Here is a 17,513-nt window from a genome sequence, read left to right as displayed (position 1 = left end):
CTGGGGGATCGGTAGCGTTATCGACCGCAGGATTTTGTTCTCGGTCTCCCACCCGACTTGCCTCCGTCCGAGGCACCCTCGCCTCGGCGTTGCCGGGGCAAGAATTGCGCGATGTTCAACACGGAGCGACTCCAATGATCATGACCCGCAGAATCGGCTTTTTCGCGTTGCTCGTGGTGGGGTTGCTCTCCAGCCTGTCGCTTCCCGCCAGGGCACAGATCATTGGGGGCGGCAATCAGGTGGGTGCCGCGCCGGGTGTCTACGTTGAGCCCGACGGCACGGTGAGGCGCCGGGAGATCGATGAAAAAACCGAGTTGTCCGCGATGCGGCTGCGAGCCAAGTTCGCTGCAGATGCCGACAAAGATCCCAAGCTGGCTTATGTTTCCCTCCCCAAGGCGTTTGCCGTTGCCCGCGAGGCCATCTCTGCCGGCAAGCCGGTTCCGAATGACGTCAGGTTTCTCGGCGGGTTGACGCAGATCAGCTTCGTATTCCTTTACGGCGATGACAAAGATCTGGTCATCGCAGGCCCGGCCGAACCCTTCAAGACGTTTCCCGGAGACGACGGCTACGCCGTCGGGACCCGCACGGGACGCCCCGTGATGCGGCTGGAGGACTTCGTCGTCGCGATGCGGGTTGTGCAGGGCGCCCGCGGCAACGCGTTCGGCTGCCGCCTCGATCCCGATCCGGCCGCTCCCCAGCGCATCAGCGATGCGATGGCCAAGATGGCCAGGGCCAGCCGAAGTGCCCGAGTGAAAGCCGTTCAGGACGCGACCGGTCCGCAAAAGGTGAGCTTCTTTGGAGCAGTGCCGGACGACACCCGATTCGCGCTGACGACCGTTGCCGCCGACTACGAACTCAAGCGATACGGGCTGGGGCTGGCTCGCCATACCGTCGCTGGCATGGGCAATATTGTCGATAACACCCGCCAGGCCGTGAACATGATCTGGTTCGAACTGGCCTACCAGCCGATTCTGGTGTCGGCCGACGGCGATGCATTCGGGCTACGCGGGCCGCGGCTGAAAGTGCAGGCCGGCAGTTTCGGATGGGATCCCAAGGGAGCCACGCCCAAGGCGTACGAGTTTGCCAAGAAGATGAGCGATAACATCGACGCGCTGGGGATCCAGCAGCCGCTGATCGCTGATCTCCAGAATCTGGCCGACTTGTCGGTAGTTGCAGCACTCATCCAGCGAGACAAACTCGACCGCAAAGTCGGATGGGACACCGGGTGGCTGATGCAGAGCACGGGGGATTCGCTGTCGAGCTTCCCAGTGACAAAGGTCGTCACCCCCAGGAACGCTGATGCACTGGCCAACTACACAAATGGCTCAATTGCCGCTGGTGGCGTCGTCCTATCCCCGGGCAAAGTGCTATCGTCGCCGACCGAACCCGACGACAAGAAGACACTCGATTCGCCCAAGGCCAAAGGTGCCGATCTTCGGAAGCAGAAGCAGCAGGCGGCGGTAGTAGGGCAGTAGTCCGCGATTACCGTTCAAAAGCGGCGTTGGCGGTCTACAGGTTTAAAGCCCTTGTGATGGCCGCAGGCTGCAATCCTGTGCTACCAATTCTGCTCGGCGACAAGCAGGTTTGCATCGCTTGACGATGTCATCCCGTCGCCATTTTCCCCATCGCCAGGACCTCGAAATCCTTTCCTCTCACGCGTTTGAGCGTTCCGATTGCTTCGTCGTCCCAGCGCGGGTCGGGTGAGCCGCTGACGAACCAGTCGCCGCCGTTGTCGGCCAGAATCATTCCATGCTTCTTGAGCCCGCGAAGAATGACCTGCGCCAATGGCGGGAAGCCCGTGATGTCGAAACCCTCCCGAAGCCGGACGCGCAGGCCCATCGGCGGGAGGTTGTTGTCGCGGCGCGAACTCGCATAGTGCGTCGCCGGTGAGACATACGCCTTGCGGGTCTTCTGCACGGTGAACCGAAGGGCATGGGTGAGCTCTTTCCTTTCGACGATCTCGTCGTAACGGACCAGCCCCGGAAAGACCGGAAGGCCGGCGGCGTCGGCGCTGGTCCAGCCTTTGGGGCGTTGGCCGACACTGGGCTTCTTCAGATCAAAGATGGCGCCGCTACCCGCCCGCCAGCGTTTGCCGCCGTCTTCGGGGTACGCTGAAAACAACTCGTAGAGCATCCAGTTGTCGCGGTCGATGATCAGCACATGCCGGTCCCCTTTGGCGTTCGGGCCGCCTTCGATCGGCGCATCGGGCGGGACGGGATAGGGGCCAGGATCGCTCTCATCCTTGTATTCGAACCTGATCGGGACTTTCGGCTGGTTGCCGGTCACGACGACGTACGGAATGCCGCTAGGCGCGCCTTGCCACGTCGTGCCGAAATCGGGATGGAGTCGCTTGTCGATACCAATCGCAGCAATGATTGCGTCTGACGCCGGATCGGTCTTGAGCCCCGAAACGTCGGCATTCCATGCGTCATCCGGCGGGAACACCGACCGGCGTCCGAGTGCCACATTCGGGCCGGTGCGGACCGGATCTTTTGCGGCCGCGGCCGCGTCGGCGGACACCCTGGCCGGGCCCAGGGCATAGAGCGGCGCTGCGGCGGCCGACAGGAGCAGATGGCGTCGTGAGATGCTCATGCGGAACCTTCCGTAGCAAGGTATCGCCGGCGTTGGTAAGGCGTTGGATGCTCATTTCCCGTCGCGGCCGTCGCCGAAGATCAGGACGCCTTCCGTGATTTGCCGGCGTTCCCCGGTCGGCTGCACGGTGGTCCACTCGATCTTGGTGATCGTGCGGGAGAGAGCCGCTATCGCATCAAATGCTCCTGCGGCGTCCCGATGTTCATCCCCTGCATCGGCGTTATTGGTCAGGACCAGATACCAAGCCTTGAGGTGCTCGATCGTCGTCGCGAACGATTCGCCGGTCTGCCGGCCGATTGTAATGAGGGGACCGTCCCCGTCTTCGGGCAGCGTCAGCCGTTTGGCCTTGCCGGACTGGGCCTCAAGGATGCTCTTGCTCAAACGAGGCGAAGAGCTGAAAACGACCATGCCATCGGCGAAGAAGAAGTGTGGCTGCAGGTCGCCCTTGATGTCGACCCGCAGCTTTGCTTCGCCGCTGGCCTTGGCGAGCGATGCCGCTTCGAACGTCCAGGTCGGCACGCCCAGGCCGTGGTCAACCATGACGGCCTTGGCGTCGACGGGCGGCAGCGGCTGATTCGCCAGGGCGTCTGGGCGCGACGAGGATCGGATGCCGCGAATCATCGCCGAGTAAACCTTCTCCACATGCTCGCGCATCGCCGCTTCGCCGCCTTTGGGCCGGCCGATGATCGCCATTTCGGGCGTGGGCAGATCGCGGCCGCTGACACGCTGGGGCCGGGCGTTTAGCTCAAAGCTTGCTTCCAGCCGGTCGACTTTTCCTTTCGTGCCGAACAGCATCGCGTAGCCCGGTTCGAACTTGTCGAGCGCGGTGCGATGAATCAGCTCGCGAAGCCCGGCAAAATGCGTGTAATAGTTCTGCTCCACCTTGTGCGCCAGATCAGCGTCGTTGCCGCGAAGATCGGCCTTGAGCGTCTGCGATGCCATCCGTCCTTCAACCTGCTGTACCCAGTCCGAAACCACTTCGCCCAGTGACGTATCCGTGCTGACGGAGAAGCCGTCGACGTCCGCCGGGAGCAGCCTGGCGAGCGCGCTGCCGGCGAGGTCGGCCGCGGCCGGCTTCGGCTCTTCCTGCATGGCCAAGTGCATGGCGGCGCTCTTGTCATCGATCCAGATTCGCATCGACCCGGCGTCGGCAAACTTGCGAATACGCAGGGCCAGGTCGTGAAGCGCGTCGATGACCGGTTCGCCGCCCAGGGCAGTGTCGCCAGCCAGACTGTACGCGTACGATGCCTTCCACTTTTCGTGCGTGGTTAACCATGCAGCAGCCGCCGACTTCAGTCGTGTGGCGGTCCAGCGCCCCCAGAGAAGGGTCGTGGCATCGGGCTTCCCGACGGCGTCGGGCAGGTTGACGAAATCTGCAGGCAGTCCTGCCGGGCCGCCAGCCGTGGTCGGGCCAACCGTCAGAAGGAGCCCGCTGCCGACCTGCTCAAGGGTGATCTCGGCCTTGAAGGATTGCACTGCGTTGACCGCCTTCCGGATCGCGTCGGCACCGTCGTCGGCGTGAACGACATCAATGTCTGTCAGCAGCTCTTCGACATCAATATTCTTTGCGCGCAGCACATCGGCCAGGACAAGACGAGCGGTCAGGGCATTCCCCTTGGCCTCGAAAGAGACACCAGGAGGGATGTCATCCTTTGGTAGATCATTGACCTGCAGTCTCGCCAGTTCGAGCAGAGCTCCGGCGTCCTCCGCATCGCGGAACCGGACGTAAACCCGCATCCGAGGCAGTTGTGTCAGCGGCAGTTCTTCCGCGATCGTCTTTCGGAGTAACCCGGCCTCGGCGCGAAACTTGGCGTCGTCTTTGTTCCCGACATCGACCGCCTGCAGAAGTTCGAACGCGGTGAGCAGGCGAAGCAGGTGATCCAGGTCTCCGATGCCGTTGTCGGACATTCCGATCGCGAGTTGCTGTGGGATCCACCTGCGATTGTTGTTGACCCATTGCCAGCCTTCGGCGGGGTCGGGTGCATCGCCACTGCGGGCAAGCAGTTTACCGAGCGCTCCGTCGGTGAGGACCTTTTTGAGAGTCTGGCTGTTGAGCAGCGTTCGCAGATGGGGAAGCGGGTCTTCCACGACGATCACAGACGTGTCGTCACGATGAAAGTGGGCGGCAAAGCCTTCAGGTTTGGCCGCGTCGGCCTGGGCGTTCGCGGGAAGCGGCAACAGGTTCGTCGCCAGAAGAATCAGGGCGAATGCACGGTGCGACGTCGAACGGATCATAAGGCACCCACGGGTTCGCGAAGTTGCCCACCGACGTGATCAGGCGGGATTGGTGCGGACGATACCCGCGATCGGGCCGTGCGACGAGTTGAAAGCTTGATAGTCGTGGAGGAACAAGGCATGCGGCGCAGCGAGATTCGGCGGCCATGGGGTGACTACAGCTGTGACGGGTGCCTGCATGCCAACCACCAGACTTCTACTTTCTCTCAGCCGGTTTTGCCGTCGGCACGGTGACCGCCGACGCCGGCAACGGTTCTATCTTCGCGTCGATACCCTTGAGATACTTGTCGAAGAACTTGTTGGTCATCACCTGTACTGCAGGCAGGTTGAATGCCGGTCCGCCGTGGCCTGCGCCAGGGAAAGGCTGGAGTATGACTTCGACGCCAGCCTTTTTGAGGGCATCGGCGAACTCCACGCTCTGGGCATATGGCACAAGCGTGTCCGCGGTTCCGTGAAGGATGAGAATCGGCGGGGTGTCCTTGCCCACATAGGTGATCGGGCTGACGGCATCGCATTTAGCTGTATCCTTGCCGAGCGTGCCGCCGATCAACCCCGAATAGGGATCTGAAGGTGTGTTAAAAGCGAAGATGTTCTTGACGGCCTTATCGGCGGCGGCCTGCTCCATTACGGTGTTGAAGTTCGCCGGGCCGAAGATATCGCAGACCGCTTGCACGCGGTCGGACTGCTCTTCGTTGCCACCGATTGGCGGGAACGCCTTCTTGCCGCCCGAAGTTCCGACCAGTGCCGCCAGGTGTCCGCCCGCCGATGCACCCCAGACCGCGAAGCGTTCGGTGTCGAGGTTGTACTTTTTGGCGTTCGCCCGGAGGAACCGAATCGCCGCCTGGCAATCCTGGATCTGGGCGGGAAACAAGGCCTTCTGGCTAAAGCGGTACTCGATGCTCGCGGCCGCGTAGCCTTGCGGGACCATGTTTAGTCCGGGGCACCCGGCCTTTGTACCGCCGCGCCAACCGCCGCCATGAATCCAGACGAGTAGGGGGAGCGGTTTGTCGGAAGGCTTTTCCGGGAGGTAGAGGTCGAGTTTCTGAGAGACATCACCGTTGGCGACGTACGGGATGTCAAGTTCGTACTTGACACCAGCAGGCACCTTCAAAGCCGGTCGGGTGGCCTGAGCGTGCGCAACGGTTGCGGCGCCCAGCAGAACGAGAGTCGTGGCCACGAAGGAGAAACGGCGGCGCATGCGGGCTCCTGCAAAAAAGGTTGTCCTCGCTCAAGTCGGATGTGTTCGGCTACTCGCCCAAAGCGTAGCGTGTGATGGTTATGCGGGGAAGCACATTCGATCGATGGTCGCCAATTGAGCAGTGCCTGCATGGATTTCGCGTTCCAGCGTTCAGCCATCCGGGCGATATTGCGTGGATATGTCGACAACTGACCACATCTTCCTTGGAGCGTTAAGCAAGTTACTCGTTGAGCTTTTCGCCGGCCCGCCGCAGGGTGAGGCATACATCCTCAATCAAGGCGATCCCGGCCTGCTGCGGCAACTTGAATCGGTCAGCGCCGAGGCGGCATCGTCGCGACCAATGCGAGGAAGCACCACTGTCGCAGCACATGTCGATCACGTCACTTACGGTCTGTCGCTCCTGAATCGCTGGGCGGGGGGAGAGGCCAACCCCTGGGCCGACGCCGACTGGTCGGCCAGCTGGAAGCGTGGCGTCGTCTCCGACTTGCAGTGGCGAAAGTCGCGCGACGAACTGCGACAGCAGGCGCAACTGTGGGAGGACCGGCTGGCCGCGCGGGCTGATTGGGATGACATGTCGGCGGCGGGCGCGATCTCGAGCGCGGCTCATACGGCCTATCACGTCGGGGCCATTCGCCAGATCCTCGCCGCCCTGGGATTCAAGCCGTACTGAGTCGCCGGCCGTCCAGTGCACTCTTTCTGACGGACGACGAAGGCAGTTGGAGCGGAGTTGGCGACCCGCGGCACGCCTTCCCGTACAATCCGATCCCCATGCCGTTCGTTTCACGTGCCGGAGCCAAGCTCGACCACGCCCTGACCGCCTTCGCGATCGATGTCGCCGGGCTCGTCTGCGCCGACCTTGGCTGCAACGTCGGCGGGTTCACCGACTGCCTGTTGCAGCGGGGCGCACCCAAGGTCTATGCCGTCGACACCGGCTATGGCGCGTTGGACTGGAAGCTTCGGAAGGACCCTCGGGTGGTGGTGATGGAACGCACCAACGCCATGCACGTGTCGCTGCCGGAGAAGGTCGCATTCATCTGCATTGATGTTGCCTGGACCCGGCAGCGACGAATCCTGCCGTCGGCTCGCAAGTTAATTGCCGACGAAGGGATTGTCGTGACGCTGATCAAACCCCATTACGAGGCGGACAAGTCGCTGCTCGTCAAGGGCGTGTTACCCGTCGAACGGGTTGACGGCGTAGTCGCCGCCGTGACGGCGGACGTTGCGGCCGCCGGTTTCGAGGTTGTCGGACTATCAACCAGCCCAATCCTTGGCGGTGAGGGGAACACCGAGGTCCTGGCCCAGCTGCGTCCGGTAAGAACACGGTAAGACCGATCGATGTCGAGCGGTCTATCAAGTCAGTCTACCTTTGGCTTGCCGACAAACGATTGGGCGACAGAACTGCGGAGAAGCAGACCGATTGCACAACGTCATTGCCGATACTGCCGTATGATAACGTAGCGCTTGTACCAGAAGTGACCGGCCACGGGTCGGCGGGCGCGGCGGATAAGGTTCTTTCGAATCAAAAGTTATGTCACGTATTCGTCTCGCTATCGCCGGCATCGGCAACTGCGCCTCGTCGCTCGTCCAGGGAATTGCCCATTACCGAGCCGTCCGTGGCACGGATCGGCAGGACATCGGTTTGATGCACCCGGCACTGGGCGGGCTTCGCGTCGAAGACATCGAGGTCGTCGCTGCGTTTGATATCGATTCACGCAAGGTCGGCCAGTCGCTCGAGACGGCGCTCTTCTCTCCTCCCAACAATACCAAGGTCTTTTGCAACGACATCGGCAAGTCTGGCGTGACCGTGCAGATGGGCGAAGTCCTCGACGGCGTCGCGGCACACATGGCTGATTACCCGCTGAGCCAGCGGTTCGATGTGGCGTCCGCCAAGGCGGTCGACCCGGCCCGCGTTTTGCGCGACAGCGGTGCCGATATACTTGTCAGTTACATGCCCGTCGGGTCGCAGAAAGCGACCGAATACTACGCCCAGGCGGCGCTCGATGCGAAGGTCGGCTTCGTCAATTGCGTTCCCTGCTTCGTCGTATCCGATCCAAAGTGGGCCGCGAAGTTCACCGCCGCCGGCCTGCCCTGCGTCGGCGACGACATTAAGGCGCAGGTTGGTGCAACGATCACTCACCGCACGTTGGCGCGGCTGTTCGTTGATCGTGGCGTCGATATCGACTGCACCTATCAGATGAACACCGGCGGCAACACCGACTTCCTGAACATGCTCAATCGCGATCGGCTCAGCAGCAAAAAGATCAGCAAGACCGAAGCCGTCCAGAGCCAGCTTGACGTGCCACTGCCGCCGGACCAGATCCATATCGGCCCCAGCGACTACGTGCCGTTCCTGAAGGACAACAAGGTCTGCTTCATCCGCATGGAAGGCAACGGTTTCGGCGGAGTGCCACTGAACCTGGAATTGCGGCTGAGCGTCGAAGACTCGCCCAACTCGGCCGCGGTGGTGGTGGATGCCATCCGCTGCTGCAAGCTCGCCAAAGATGCCGGCATCGCCGGGCCGCTGGAAGTCGCTTCGGCCTGGTGCATGAAGCACCCGCCGAAACAGATGCCGGATCGTGAGGCGAAGCTGGCGCTGGAAGAGTTCGTCAGTGACGCCGTTGCGAAAGTGCGCGGGAATGCAGTAGGCGTTGGACGGTAGGCGGGGAGGATGGCTCGGCGGCCGTTCCCACTCGCCCGCCCGGGCCGATGGGGCGCGACCGCTGGCATTAGATCCGCGCAGAACAATCGTCGATCGCTCGTCCTATCCCGCCGCCGCACGGTCCGCGGCTGCCTTGGCGGCCCGGGTCAGGTTCATGAAGATCTGGTGTGACCCGATGTCTTTGGTCGGATCGGTCACATTCCGCTGCACATAAGTTCCGTCCTGTAGTAGATCCCAACCCTGGCGGTTGTCATTCAGCAGAACTTGCAGGATGTCCCACAGCCGCTGCTTCAGCGGCTGCTTCTCGATGGGCACGATCGCCTCGACGCGGGCCAGCAGGTTGCGATACATCCAGTCGGCCGAGCCAATGTAGAACTCTCCATGAACCGCATCTTCCTGCCCGTTACGGAAGTAAAAGATTCGGCTGTGTTCCAGGAACCGACCGATGACGCTGCTGACCCGGATGTTTTCGCTGAGCCCCTTCACGCCAGGCCTTAGCGTGCAGAAACCGCGGACGATCAGGTCGATTTTCACGCCCGCCTTGCTCGCACGATAGAGTGCCCGCACCACCTTGCGCTCTTCGAGCGAGTTCATCTTGGCGACGATATGGGCCGGCCTGCCTTGGCGGGCGTGTTCAGCCTCCCGGTCGATCATCTCGAGGAATCGCGGCTGCATCGTCACGGGTGCGACCAGCAGCTTCCGGTAATCCCGCTTCAGGGACCGGCCGGTCAGGTAGTGGAACAATTCGACCACGTCATGCGTGATCTCCGGGTCGCAGGTAAGCAGTCCGAGGTCGGTATATAGCCGGGCGGTGCCGGCGTGGTAGTTGCCGGTGCCGATGTGGCAGTAGCTGCGGATGCCGTCGGGGTCCTGGCGGACGACCAGCGTCGTCTTGGCGTGCGTCTTGAGTCCGACGACGCCGTACACAACATGTACACCCGCCTTTTCCAGCGCGCCGGCGACCTGGATGTTCCGTTCTTCGTCAAAGCGCGCCTTGAGCTCGACCAGGCACGCCACCTGCTTGCGCTGCTCGGCGGCGCGGATCAGTAGCGGAATGAACGGGCTGCCGTCGCCGGTACGGTAGAGCGACATCTTGATCGCGAGCACCTTCGGGTCGTCCACCGCCTGGCGAACAAATCGTTCGACGCTGGCGTTGAAGCTTTCGTACGGCATATGAACCATCACGTCGCCGCTGCGAATGACGGAGAAGATGTCGGTTTCGTCGTCGGCCAGTGCCGGCGGGGCGATCGGTGTCCAAGGCTCGTACTTCAGCGAGGGATTGCCGACGTTCAGATCAGCGATCTGTTTGAGATCCGGATAGTCCAGTTCCGCCGGCATCTCGTAAACGTCTTCGGGGCTAAGCCCAAGTTCCCGGGTCAGGAACTCCATGATCCACGCGTTGGGTTCCTTGCCGTGTTCGACACGCACTGCGTTGGCGAACCGACGGCGACGAAGCTCGTCTTCGATCAGTTCCATCAGGTCGTCGGCGTCTTCCTCGTCCCGTTCCAGGTCGGCATTGCGGGTGATACGGAAACCCATCGTGTCGACGATTGCCATGTCGGGGAACAGATCCTGCATGTTGGCGCGGATGAGCTCCGTCAGTGAGATCATCCGGTAGACCGGAGCCTGGCCGGCGGGAGTGACGGTGTTCACCTGCACCCATCCCGGCATGCCCTCGGGCACCTTCACGCGGGCGAAGAGGTTGTCATTACGATCCGGGTGGTGGAGCACCACCCCCAGCGACGTCGAGAGGTTGGAAATGAACGGGAACGGGTTTCCCGGGTCCACAGCTAGCGGCGTGAGTACGGGAAAGACATTGGCGCTGAAGTACTTGGCTCCATTGGCGCGTTCTTCCTCATTCAAATCGGCCCAGGTCAGCAGATGAATCCCCTGGGCGGCCAGCAGGGGGCGGATTTCACCGGTGAAGCAGTCTCCCTGCTGTTTGAGCAGCGGCACGACCATATTGCGGATGGCCGCAAGCGTCTGGGCCGGCGTCATGCCGTCGGGCGACTGCTGGTTCCAGCCGCGCAGCATCTGCCGCTTGAGCCCGCCGACACGTTTCATGAAGTACTCGTCGAGATTTGAACTGAAAATCCCGAGGAATCTCACCCGTTCCAGCAGCGGCGTGCGGCTATCGAGCGCCTCATGCAGCACTCGGCGATTGAACTCCAGCCACGACGTATCTCGATTCAAAAACTCTTCCGGCGAGACTTCCCCCGGCGGGGAAGCGACGGCGTCGGGAACGCTGGAGCCGATCACGGTGGGTTTTGAAGTCATGTTCGTTCCGAAGGTGTTCTCTAACGGCGCAACCCGAGGCGATCCTGCACTTGCCGGTTGCTAATCCTGCCTGCCGAGCGCGCCGATCATCCGTAACTGTCCGGGCCGCAGCGACCAGATCAGCCGCGCCCGGCCCGGCCGGACACTGTCGCCAAACTCCAGGAGTACGGCCGCGCCCTTCTTGAGCTCGACGAACGAGTCCCGCAAGCCGGTCAGCGACCAGCTCACGAAATGCCCTAAATGCGGCTCATGACCCACGAGCACAACAGCACAATCGCGCGGCTGGTCTTCCAGCCAGCTCAGCAGCAGACTGCCGGACTTACCGGGTGCCAGCGCCGAAAGCCGGAGCGTCTCGACGTCTACACCGCCTTTCGCGTAACGCTTGGCAATTAGCTCCGCCGTCTCCACCGCACGAAGCAGGGGGCTGCTGGCAACGACGCCGATATCCGGCACCAAAGCGGCAAGACCGCGTGCCGCGAGGCGCATTCGTCTACGCCCCTGTTTGGTCAGCGGTCGTTCGGCGTCCGGGGCGCCTGTTTCGGCGAACTGGGCGGGGTCCTTTGCAATCGCATGACGCACGACCAGTACCCGCAATGGGCCTGGCGACCCCCGCCGATTTACCCGGCCCGGACCCTCGTTCTTCTGCGGCTTGACCAAATCGCCTCCTGCCAAATTTGAGAAATCCACCCATACCGTCTAGTCGTCGGGCGACGAAACGGCAAATCAGAGACCTCTTGCTCACACAAGTTTAACCGTATCGAGTGGATGACTGGTACGTCTCGGGGGGACCATCAGGCGACGAGCAGCACGGCCAGACCGCCTAGCAGGAGAAGGGAGAACGAAAGCCCGGCCAGGTGGATCGCAAGACAGAGCGTGGTGTACCAGGCCTGCGATCGATTCGCATAGACGATCAGCGTGACGACGGATGTCGCGACTGCCAGTCCCCAGGTGACAAAAATGATGACGTTGGCACCGCGTGTTCCGAACAGGCCACCGAGCCGCTCGAGGATGGGCAATTCTCGCGGCATTGCCGCCGACGCGAACAGCAGCCAGCAGAACAAACCCGGCAGGGTGGACAACAGGGGCCAGAGCGGACCGGTGGTCGACGCCACACGGTCCACCGTTCCGCGGTAGCCCAGGAGGAGAGGTTGATTGCCGCTTAGTCGCATCTCAGGGGCATTTCCCATCGGACCGCCCGACGATCATCACTTTGCGAACTCCGCAAACTTCTCCGGCAACTTCGCCGACGCAGCATTACCGGTGTGAATGACGTATCGATACTTGAAGGTCACGGGTTTGCCGGGCTGAATCTTGAAGTCACCCGAGCCCTTGGCGTTGTTCACCTTGTCGAAGTCGTAAAGTCCGAAGACGTTCGCCGACAGCAGGCCATAGTGACGCACGTGCCAGTTGCTGGGTGAGCGCGGGTTTGACGGATGATCCAGAATTGCCGCCCCGTAGTCTTTGCCGTCAATCTTGCCCGACAGATCGCACCAGGGAGACTTCTTGCCCCAGACGCTGTTCTCTGTCTTCTTGTCGGTTGACGCGATCTTCTCCATGGTGATGGTCGAGGTATCGCTGATCGCCTTGTTCAGGCGGACAGAGGCCAAGCCGGCTTCCTTGGTTTCGCCGAAGGTGACGGGCGCTTCGGCCGCCGAAAAGACGCTCGTCTGGTCGATGCCGCGGCTGCCATCGGCAAACGCGAAGAACCGCCAGGTGCGGGTCTCGAGCAGCATGGGCTTGCCCTCTTTGTCTTCCCAGGCGAGCTGTTCGACGATCGTATCGCCACCGACCTTCTCGAACTTCAGGTGTTTCTGCTCGGGCTGGCGGACGTCGGCAGGCTTGATGTCGGGCGTCGCAGGCTTATTGGGGTGTGCCCAGTGATCCACGCCGTTGACGGCGCCCTGTGCGACGTACAGCGAGCGATGGTGGGGGTGCTCCTTGGGGTTGAACCGCGACTGATCGCTGGTGATCTCCGTGCCGTCCGGGGCGCGGACAGGGTAGAAGTAGGGGCGAGCCCAGGGCAGGTCCTTCTCGGGCTCGAAGCGATATTCCGTGAACGGCTTGCCGCCAATCTCGACGAGAATCTTGCCGTCAGTCTGCGTCAGCTTGACGTCGGCATCCGCGGCGCGAACCGCAGGCACGGCGGCAAGCAACAGGCCGGCACAGACTGACAAGAAGGCTGGGAAGGTGCGTGAACGGATCATGCGGCGGGCTCCGGTTGGTTCGGGGTCGGGCGGTTATTGCCTTCTCCAGACATCCATACTCCAATTCGGCCATCCCGTTCGCGTTTTTGGCAACAACCGGCCGGTTGGAGGTCTAAACGATAACGGGGACACCCGTTTCCGGGAACGAACGGAGATACTGCGCATGAATCGAACGCTACAAAGTCGCCTTGTGGTACGGCTGGCGATTGTCGCCCTGTTTTCGGGCCTGTTTGAGGTAGGCTCGACTGCCGGCACCGCGACGTCCGGAAACGTTGCGGTTCCTGAGACGGTGCAGTTCAACCGCGACGTTCGACCGATTCTTTCCGACAACTGCTACTTCTGCCACGGGTTCGATAAGAACAAGCGCAAGGCGGACCTGCGGCTCGATACCCAGGACGGGCAACGAACAAAGCGCGACGAGGGCACGCCGATCGTCCCCGGCAAGCCGGCCGACAGCCTGCTGATCCAGAAGATCATCAGTAAGGACCCTGACGAGGTGATGCCGCCGGCCGACCATCCGAAGCGGCTGAGTGAGCGCGACATCGCCGTACTTACAAAGTGGGTGGAGCAAGGGGCCACCTTCGAAGGTCACTGGGCGTACATCGCGCCGAAACGGCCGGCGACGCCGGAGATCAGGAGCGATTTCGTGCGAACACCAATCGATGCGTTCATTGCGCAGCGATTGCAGGCCGAGGGCTTACCAACCTCGCCTGAGGCTGACCGAACCACGCTGATTCGCCGACTGACATTCGATCTGACAGGCCTGCCGCCGTCCGTCGCCGAGGTGCAGGCGTTTGTAGACGACCGGTCGCCGCAGGCCTACGAAAACGTGGTGGACCGTCTGCTGGCAAGCCCAAGGTTTGGCGAGCGGATGGCGATGTACTGGCTCGATCTGGTCCGCTATGCCGACACGATCGGCTACCACTCCGACAACCCGATGAACGTTTCGCCTTACCGCGAATGGGTGGTGCATGCGTTCAATGCCAACATGCCGTTCGACCGGTTCACGGTCGCTCAACTTGCGGGCGATCTGCTTCCGAATGCGACGATCGAACAGAAAGTCGCCAGCGGCTACAACCGGCTGCTTCAGACGACCGAAGAGGGGGGCGCCCAGGCAAAGGAATACCTGGTCAAGAATCTGACCGACCGCGTTCGCAACTACTCGACGGTCTGGCTCGGCCAGACCGTCGGCTGTGCCCAGTGTCACGACCACAAGTTCGATCCGATCGGCACGAAGGACTTCTACACGATGGGCGCGTTCTTCGCCGACGTGCAGGAGGCACCGATCGGCCGGCGTGAAGCGGGGATGCCTGTTCCTTCGCCGCAGCAACAGACCGAACTGAATCGGCTCGACGCCGCGATCGCCGCCGCCAAGGCAAAGATGTCGGAATCGACGCCGGCACTCGTGGTCGGGCAGGCGGAATGGGAGAAGAAGTTGGAAGGCGACGTTGCCGCCGTCGGTTGGACGACGCTGACGCCGACAGACGTGAAGTCCGGACGGACGGCGTTGTTCGAACCGGCCACCGGTATCGTTCGCATCCAGCGCGCCAAGACGGCATTTCCCAAGAACGACACCTACGTCGTGACCGCTGCCATCCCGGCTGGAGGCATCACCGCGATCCGCCTCGAAGCGATGACCGATGAGTCATTCCCCGCCAACGGCCCGGGCCTCGCGCCCAACGGCAACTTCGTCCTGACGGAAGTGACGGCATCCATCGTCGATCCGAAGAAGGACAAGAAAGATCGCAAGAACGCCACCAGAGACCTGAAGCTGGTTCGCGCCTCGGCCGACCATTCGCAGGACACCTTCCCGATCGCCCATGCGATCGACGGAAAGAAGGACACCGGTTGGGCGGTGTTGCCGGAGACCGGCAAGCCCCACGAGGCGGTACTGGAATTCGAGAAACCTGTGATTGCCGCCGCGGGCGAACAACTCATCGTCACCCTCGACTTTGCCAGCGTGTTCCCCCAGCACCAGATCGGCAAGTTCTGCCTGTCGGCGACGACGAACCCCGCGCCGGCGGGTCTCAAGAGCGTTCCACCGGCCGTGACGAAGGTTCTCGAAGTGGCCGAGGCCAAACGATCGCCGCAGCAGAAGGCGGCGATCGCCGAGTACTACCGGTCGATCGCGCCAGAGCTGGCCGGGTTGCGGACAGAAATCGCCGACATGGAACGGCAGAAGGCGGACATGCTCAAAACCGTGCCGACGTGCCTGGTCAGTACGGCCGGTGCGCCGCGCACGGTCAGAATCCTGGATCGTGGCAACTGGCAGGATGAGGCGGGGCCCGAAGTTCAGCCGGCGATTCCGGAAGTCCTCGGAAAGTTGCCGGTCGAGGGACGCCGCGCCACCCGGCTTGATCTGGCCGAGTGGACCGTTCGCAAGGACAACCCGCTCACCAGTCGGGTGTTCGTGAACCGGGCGTGGAAGCTGTTCTTCGGCCAGGGTCTATCGAAGGTACTGGACGACATCGGCTTTCAAGGTGAATGGCCGACACACCCGGAACTGCTCGATTGGCTCGCCGTCGACTTCGCCGAGAACGGCTGGGACATCAAACGCTTCATCCGCCAGTTGGTCACCAGCAGCACCTACCGGCAGTCGTCCGTCGCGACGGCAGTGATGAAGGAGAAGGATCCTTACAACCGTCTTTATGCCCGCCAGTCGCGGTTCCGGATCGACGCCGAGATGGTCCGCGACAACGCACTGGCGGTCAGCGGGATGCTGGTCGAGAAAATTGGCGGCAAAAGCGTGTTCCCCTATCAGCCGCGCGGCTACTGGTTCGCGCTGAACTTCCCCACGCGGGAATGGCAGAACGACACCGGCGACGGACTCTATCGCCGAGGGCTCTACACGCACTGGCAGCGCAGCTTTCCGCACCCGAGCCTGCTGGCGTTCGATGCGCCCAGCCGGGAGGAAGCGACCTGCGAACGAGCCAGATCAAACATTCCGCAACAGGCCCTGGTGCTGCTGAATGATCCCACCTACGTCGAGGCGGCCCGCGTGCTGGCATCGAAGGTTGTCGCCCAACCCGGCGACGAAATCGCGAAGCTGAACTGGGGCTTCACCCAGGCGACCAGCCGCAAGCCGACAGCGGAGGAATTGGGCGTCTTCGTGGAACTGCTCGGCAAGCACCGGGCCGAGTACGCCGCCGACACCGAGGCGGCCAAGCAACTGCTGTCGATCGGGTCGGCAGCTTTGCCCGCCGAAGTCGTCGCGTCGGAACTGGCGGCGTGGACGAGCGTCACGCGCGTGATGTTGAACCTGAGCGAAGTGATTACGAGGTACTAGCTCTCTCTCCCCGCATTCTGGGGAGTGAAGACCGGAGGCGACTGTGCTCGTACGTGCTCTCTTCGTGCTTCTCTCCCTGGCATCGCCGCTCCTGGCCGCGCCGGCCTCGCGTCCCGCGACGCAGCCGGTGCCGCAACTGCAGATTCTGCCGCTGCCGTACGACCAGGCGTCCTTCACCCGGGACGGCATGGAGGTCGCCCGATATCACTTCGGTGCCGCGCTCAATCGACCGTTTCTGTATCCGCTGATCGGGCCGTCGGGTCGATCGCTCGTGCGGATGGGCCATCCACGCGATCCGACGTCACACAGTCATCACAACTCGATCTGGATCAGCCATCATGATGTCAACGGCGTGAGCTTCTGGAGCGACAGCCGCAAGGGAATCATCAGCCACCAGAAGATCGAGGCCTATGAAGACGAAGGCGCTGCCGGCGCGTATGGCACGCCGACGGCGGCGATCCGGTCGCTGAATCATTGGATCAGCACAGTCTCGGCCGATGGCAAACCGCAGAGCATCGTCCTGATGGTCGAGCGCCGTCAGACCCGCATCGATCTGCTGCCAGATAACGAACTGCTGCTTACGATCGACCTGCAGTTCGAGACGCCACCCAAAAGCACCGCACCAGTGACGTTCGGAAAGACGCCGTTCGGCCCCATCGGCGTTCGGATGGCCAAGACCATCGGCACTCACGACGGCGGCGGTGTTATTCGCAATTCCGAGGGTGCGGTCGGCGAGAAGGAGATCTTCTGGAAATCGGCTAAGTGGGTGGACTACAGCGGCCCGATCACCAACCAGGCGATCGAGGGCATCACATTGATGGACCACCCATTAAACCCCGGCTTTCCCACAGGATTCCACGTCCGCGGCGATGGATGGATGGGCGCGTCGCTGACACTGAATGAGGCAAAGACGATCGAACCCGGCAAACCACTGAAGATCCGATACGGCCTGTACGTCCACAACGGAAAGCCAGAGGTCAAAGATCTCGCCGCCACTTGGGACAAGTTCGCCAAAGCCGCCCCGCCCGGAGATCTGACGCCGAAGAAGAAGTAGGGTCCGCC

Annotated in this window: 13 protein-coding genes; 6 read left to right on the top strand and 7 right to left on the bottom strand. The window is 62.3% G+C overall.

Translation table 11 applies throughout. The annotated features are described in order from the left end of the window. Positions 1-134 precede the first annotated feature (134 nt). A complete protein-coding gene (locus IPV69_RS08580) occupies positions 135-1,475 on the top strand; it encodes a DUF1598 domain-containing protein (protein WP_206294646.1) in 1,341 nt (446 codons plus the stop codon). Positions 1,476-1,602: 127 nt separating this feature from the next. On the opposite strand, the gene IPV69_RS08575 is transcribed toward IPV69_RS08580, so the two are convergent. From IPV69_RS08575 to IPV69_RS08565, 3 genes are all read right to left on the bottom strand, one after another. Beyond that, positions 1,603-2,592: a hypothetical protein gene (locus IPV69_RS08575; protein WP_206294645.1), complete on the bottom strand. Its 990-nt coding sequence runs from the start codon at positions 2,590-2,592 to the stop codon at positions 1,603-1,605. 51 nt (positions 2,593-2,643) lie between these two features. Continuing rightward, complete coding sequence (locus tag IPV69_RS08570; RefSeq protein ID WP_206294644.1) at positions 2,644-4,827, bottom strand: hypothetical protein; 2,184 nt, start codon at positions 4,825-4,827, stop codon at positions 2,644-2,646. A gap of 196 nt (positions 4,828-5,023) precedes the next feature. Next, entirely contained in the window at positions 5,024-6,025 is a 1,002-nt protein-coding gene (locus IPV69_RS08565) for an alpha/beta hydrolase (protein ID WP_206294643.1), read from the bottom strand. 178 nt (positions 6,026-6,203) lie between these two features. Between IPV69_RS08565 and IPV69_RS08560 the strand changes: the two genes are divergently transcribed. From IPV69_RS08560 to IPV69_RS08550, 3 genes are all read left to right on the top strand, one after another. Further along, on the top strand, positions 6,204-6,695 hold the full coding sequence (locus IPV69_RS08560; protein WP_206294642.1) for a hypothetical protein: 492 nt from the start codon (positions 6,204-6,206) through the stop codon (positions 6,693-6,695). 98 nt (positions 6,696-6,793) lie between these two features. Then, positions 6,794-7,351, top strand: a complete 558-nt coding sequence (locus tag IPV69_RS08555) for an SAM-dependent methyltransferase (RefSeq protein ID WP_206294641.1) — start codon at positions 6,794-6,796, stop codon at positions 7,349-7,351. 202 nt (positions 7,352-7,553) lie between these two features. Continuing rightward, complete coding sequence (locus IPV69_RS08550) at positions 7,554-8,684, top strand: inositol-3-phosphate synthase (RefSeq protein WP_206294639.1); 1,131 nt, start codon at positions 7,554-7,556, stop codon at positions 8,682-8,684. A 102-nt stretch (positions 8,685-8,786) separates the two neighbouring features. Here the strand turns inward: IPV69_RS08550 and ppk1 are convergent, their stop codons facing one another. From ppk1 to IPV69_RS08530, 4 genes are all read right to left on the bottom strand, one after another. Then, the gene (gene ppk1 / locus IPV69_RS08545) at positions 8,787-10,961 is read right to left on the bottom strand and encodes a polyphosphate kinase 1 (RefSeq protein ID WP_206294638.1); all 2,175 of its coding nucleotides are present in this window, start codon (positions 10,959-10,961) and stop codon (positions 8,787-8,789) included. A 60-nt stretch (positions 10,962-11,021) separates the two neighbouring features. Continuing rightward, complete coding sequence (locus tag IPV69_RS08540; protein ID WP_206294637.1) at positions 11,022-11,540, bottom strand: SixA phosphatase family protein; 519 nt, start codon at positions 11,538-11,540, stop codon at positions 11,022-11,024. Between the two features lie 212 nt (positions 11,541-11,752). Beyond that, the gene (locus IPV69_RS08535) at positions 11,753-12,148 is read right to left on the bottom strand and encodes a hypothetical protein (protein WP_206294636.1); all 396 of its coding nucleotides are present in this window, start codon (positions 12,146-12,148) and stop codon (positions 11,753-11,755) included. A gap of 18 nt (positions 12,149-12,166) precedes the next feature. After that, positions 12,167-13,165, bottom strand: coding sequence for a DUF6807 domain-containing protein (locus IPV69_RS08530; RefSeq protein ID WP_206294635.1), 999 nt, complete (start codon positions 13,163-13,165; stop codon positions 12,167-12,169). Between the two features lie 163 nt (positions 13,166-13,328). On the opposite strand from IPV69_RS08530, the gene IPV69_RS08525 reads away from it, so the two are divergent. Both IPV69_RS08525 and IPV69_RS08520 read left to right on the top strand, forming a co-directional pair. Continuing rightward, positions 13,329-16,451, top strand: coding sequence for a PSD1 and planctomycete cytochrome C domain-containing protein (locus IPV69_RS08525; RefSeq protein ID WP_206294634.1), 3,123 nt, complete (start codon positions 13,329-13,331; stop codon positions 16,449-16,451). Positions 16,452-16,494: 43 nt separating this feature from the next. Next, complete coding sequence (locus IPV69_RS08520) at positions 16,495-17,505, top strand: DUF6807 domain-containing protein (protein ID WP_206294633.1); 1,011 nt, start codon at positions 16,495-16,497, stop codon at positions 17,503-17,505. Positions 17,506-17,513 lie beyond the last annotated feature (8 nt).

Source organism: Humisphaera borealis (assembly GCF_015169395.1).
GTDB classification, from domain to species: domain Bacteria; phylum Planctomycetota; class Phycisphaerae; order Tepidisphaerales; family Tepidisphaeraceae; genus Humisphaera; species Humisphaera borealis.
Note: the sequence above shows the minus strand (reverse complement) of the source record. Positions and strands in the feature narration are given on the sequence as shown.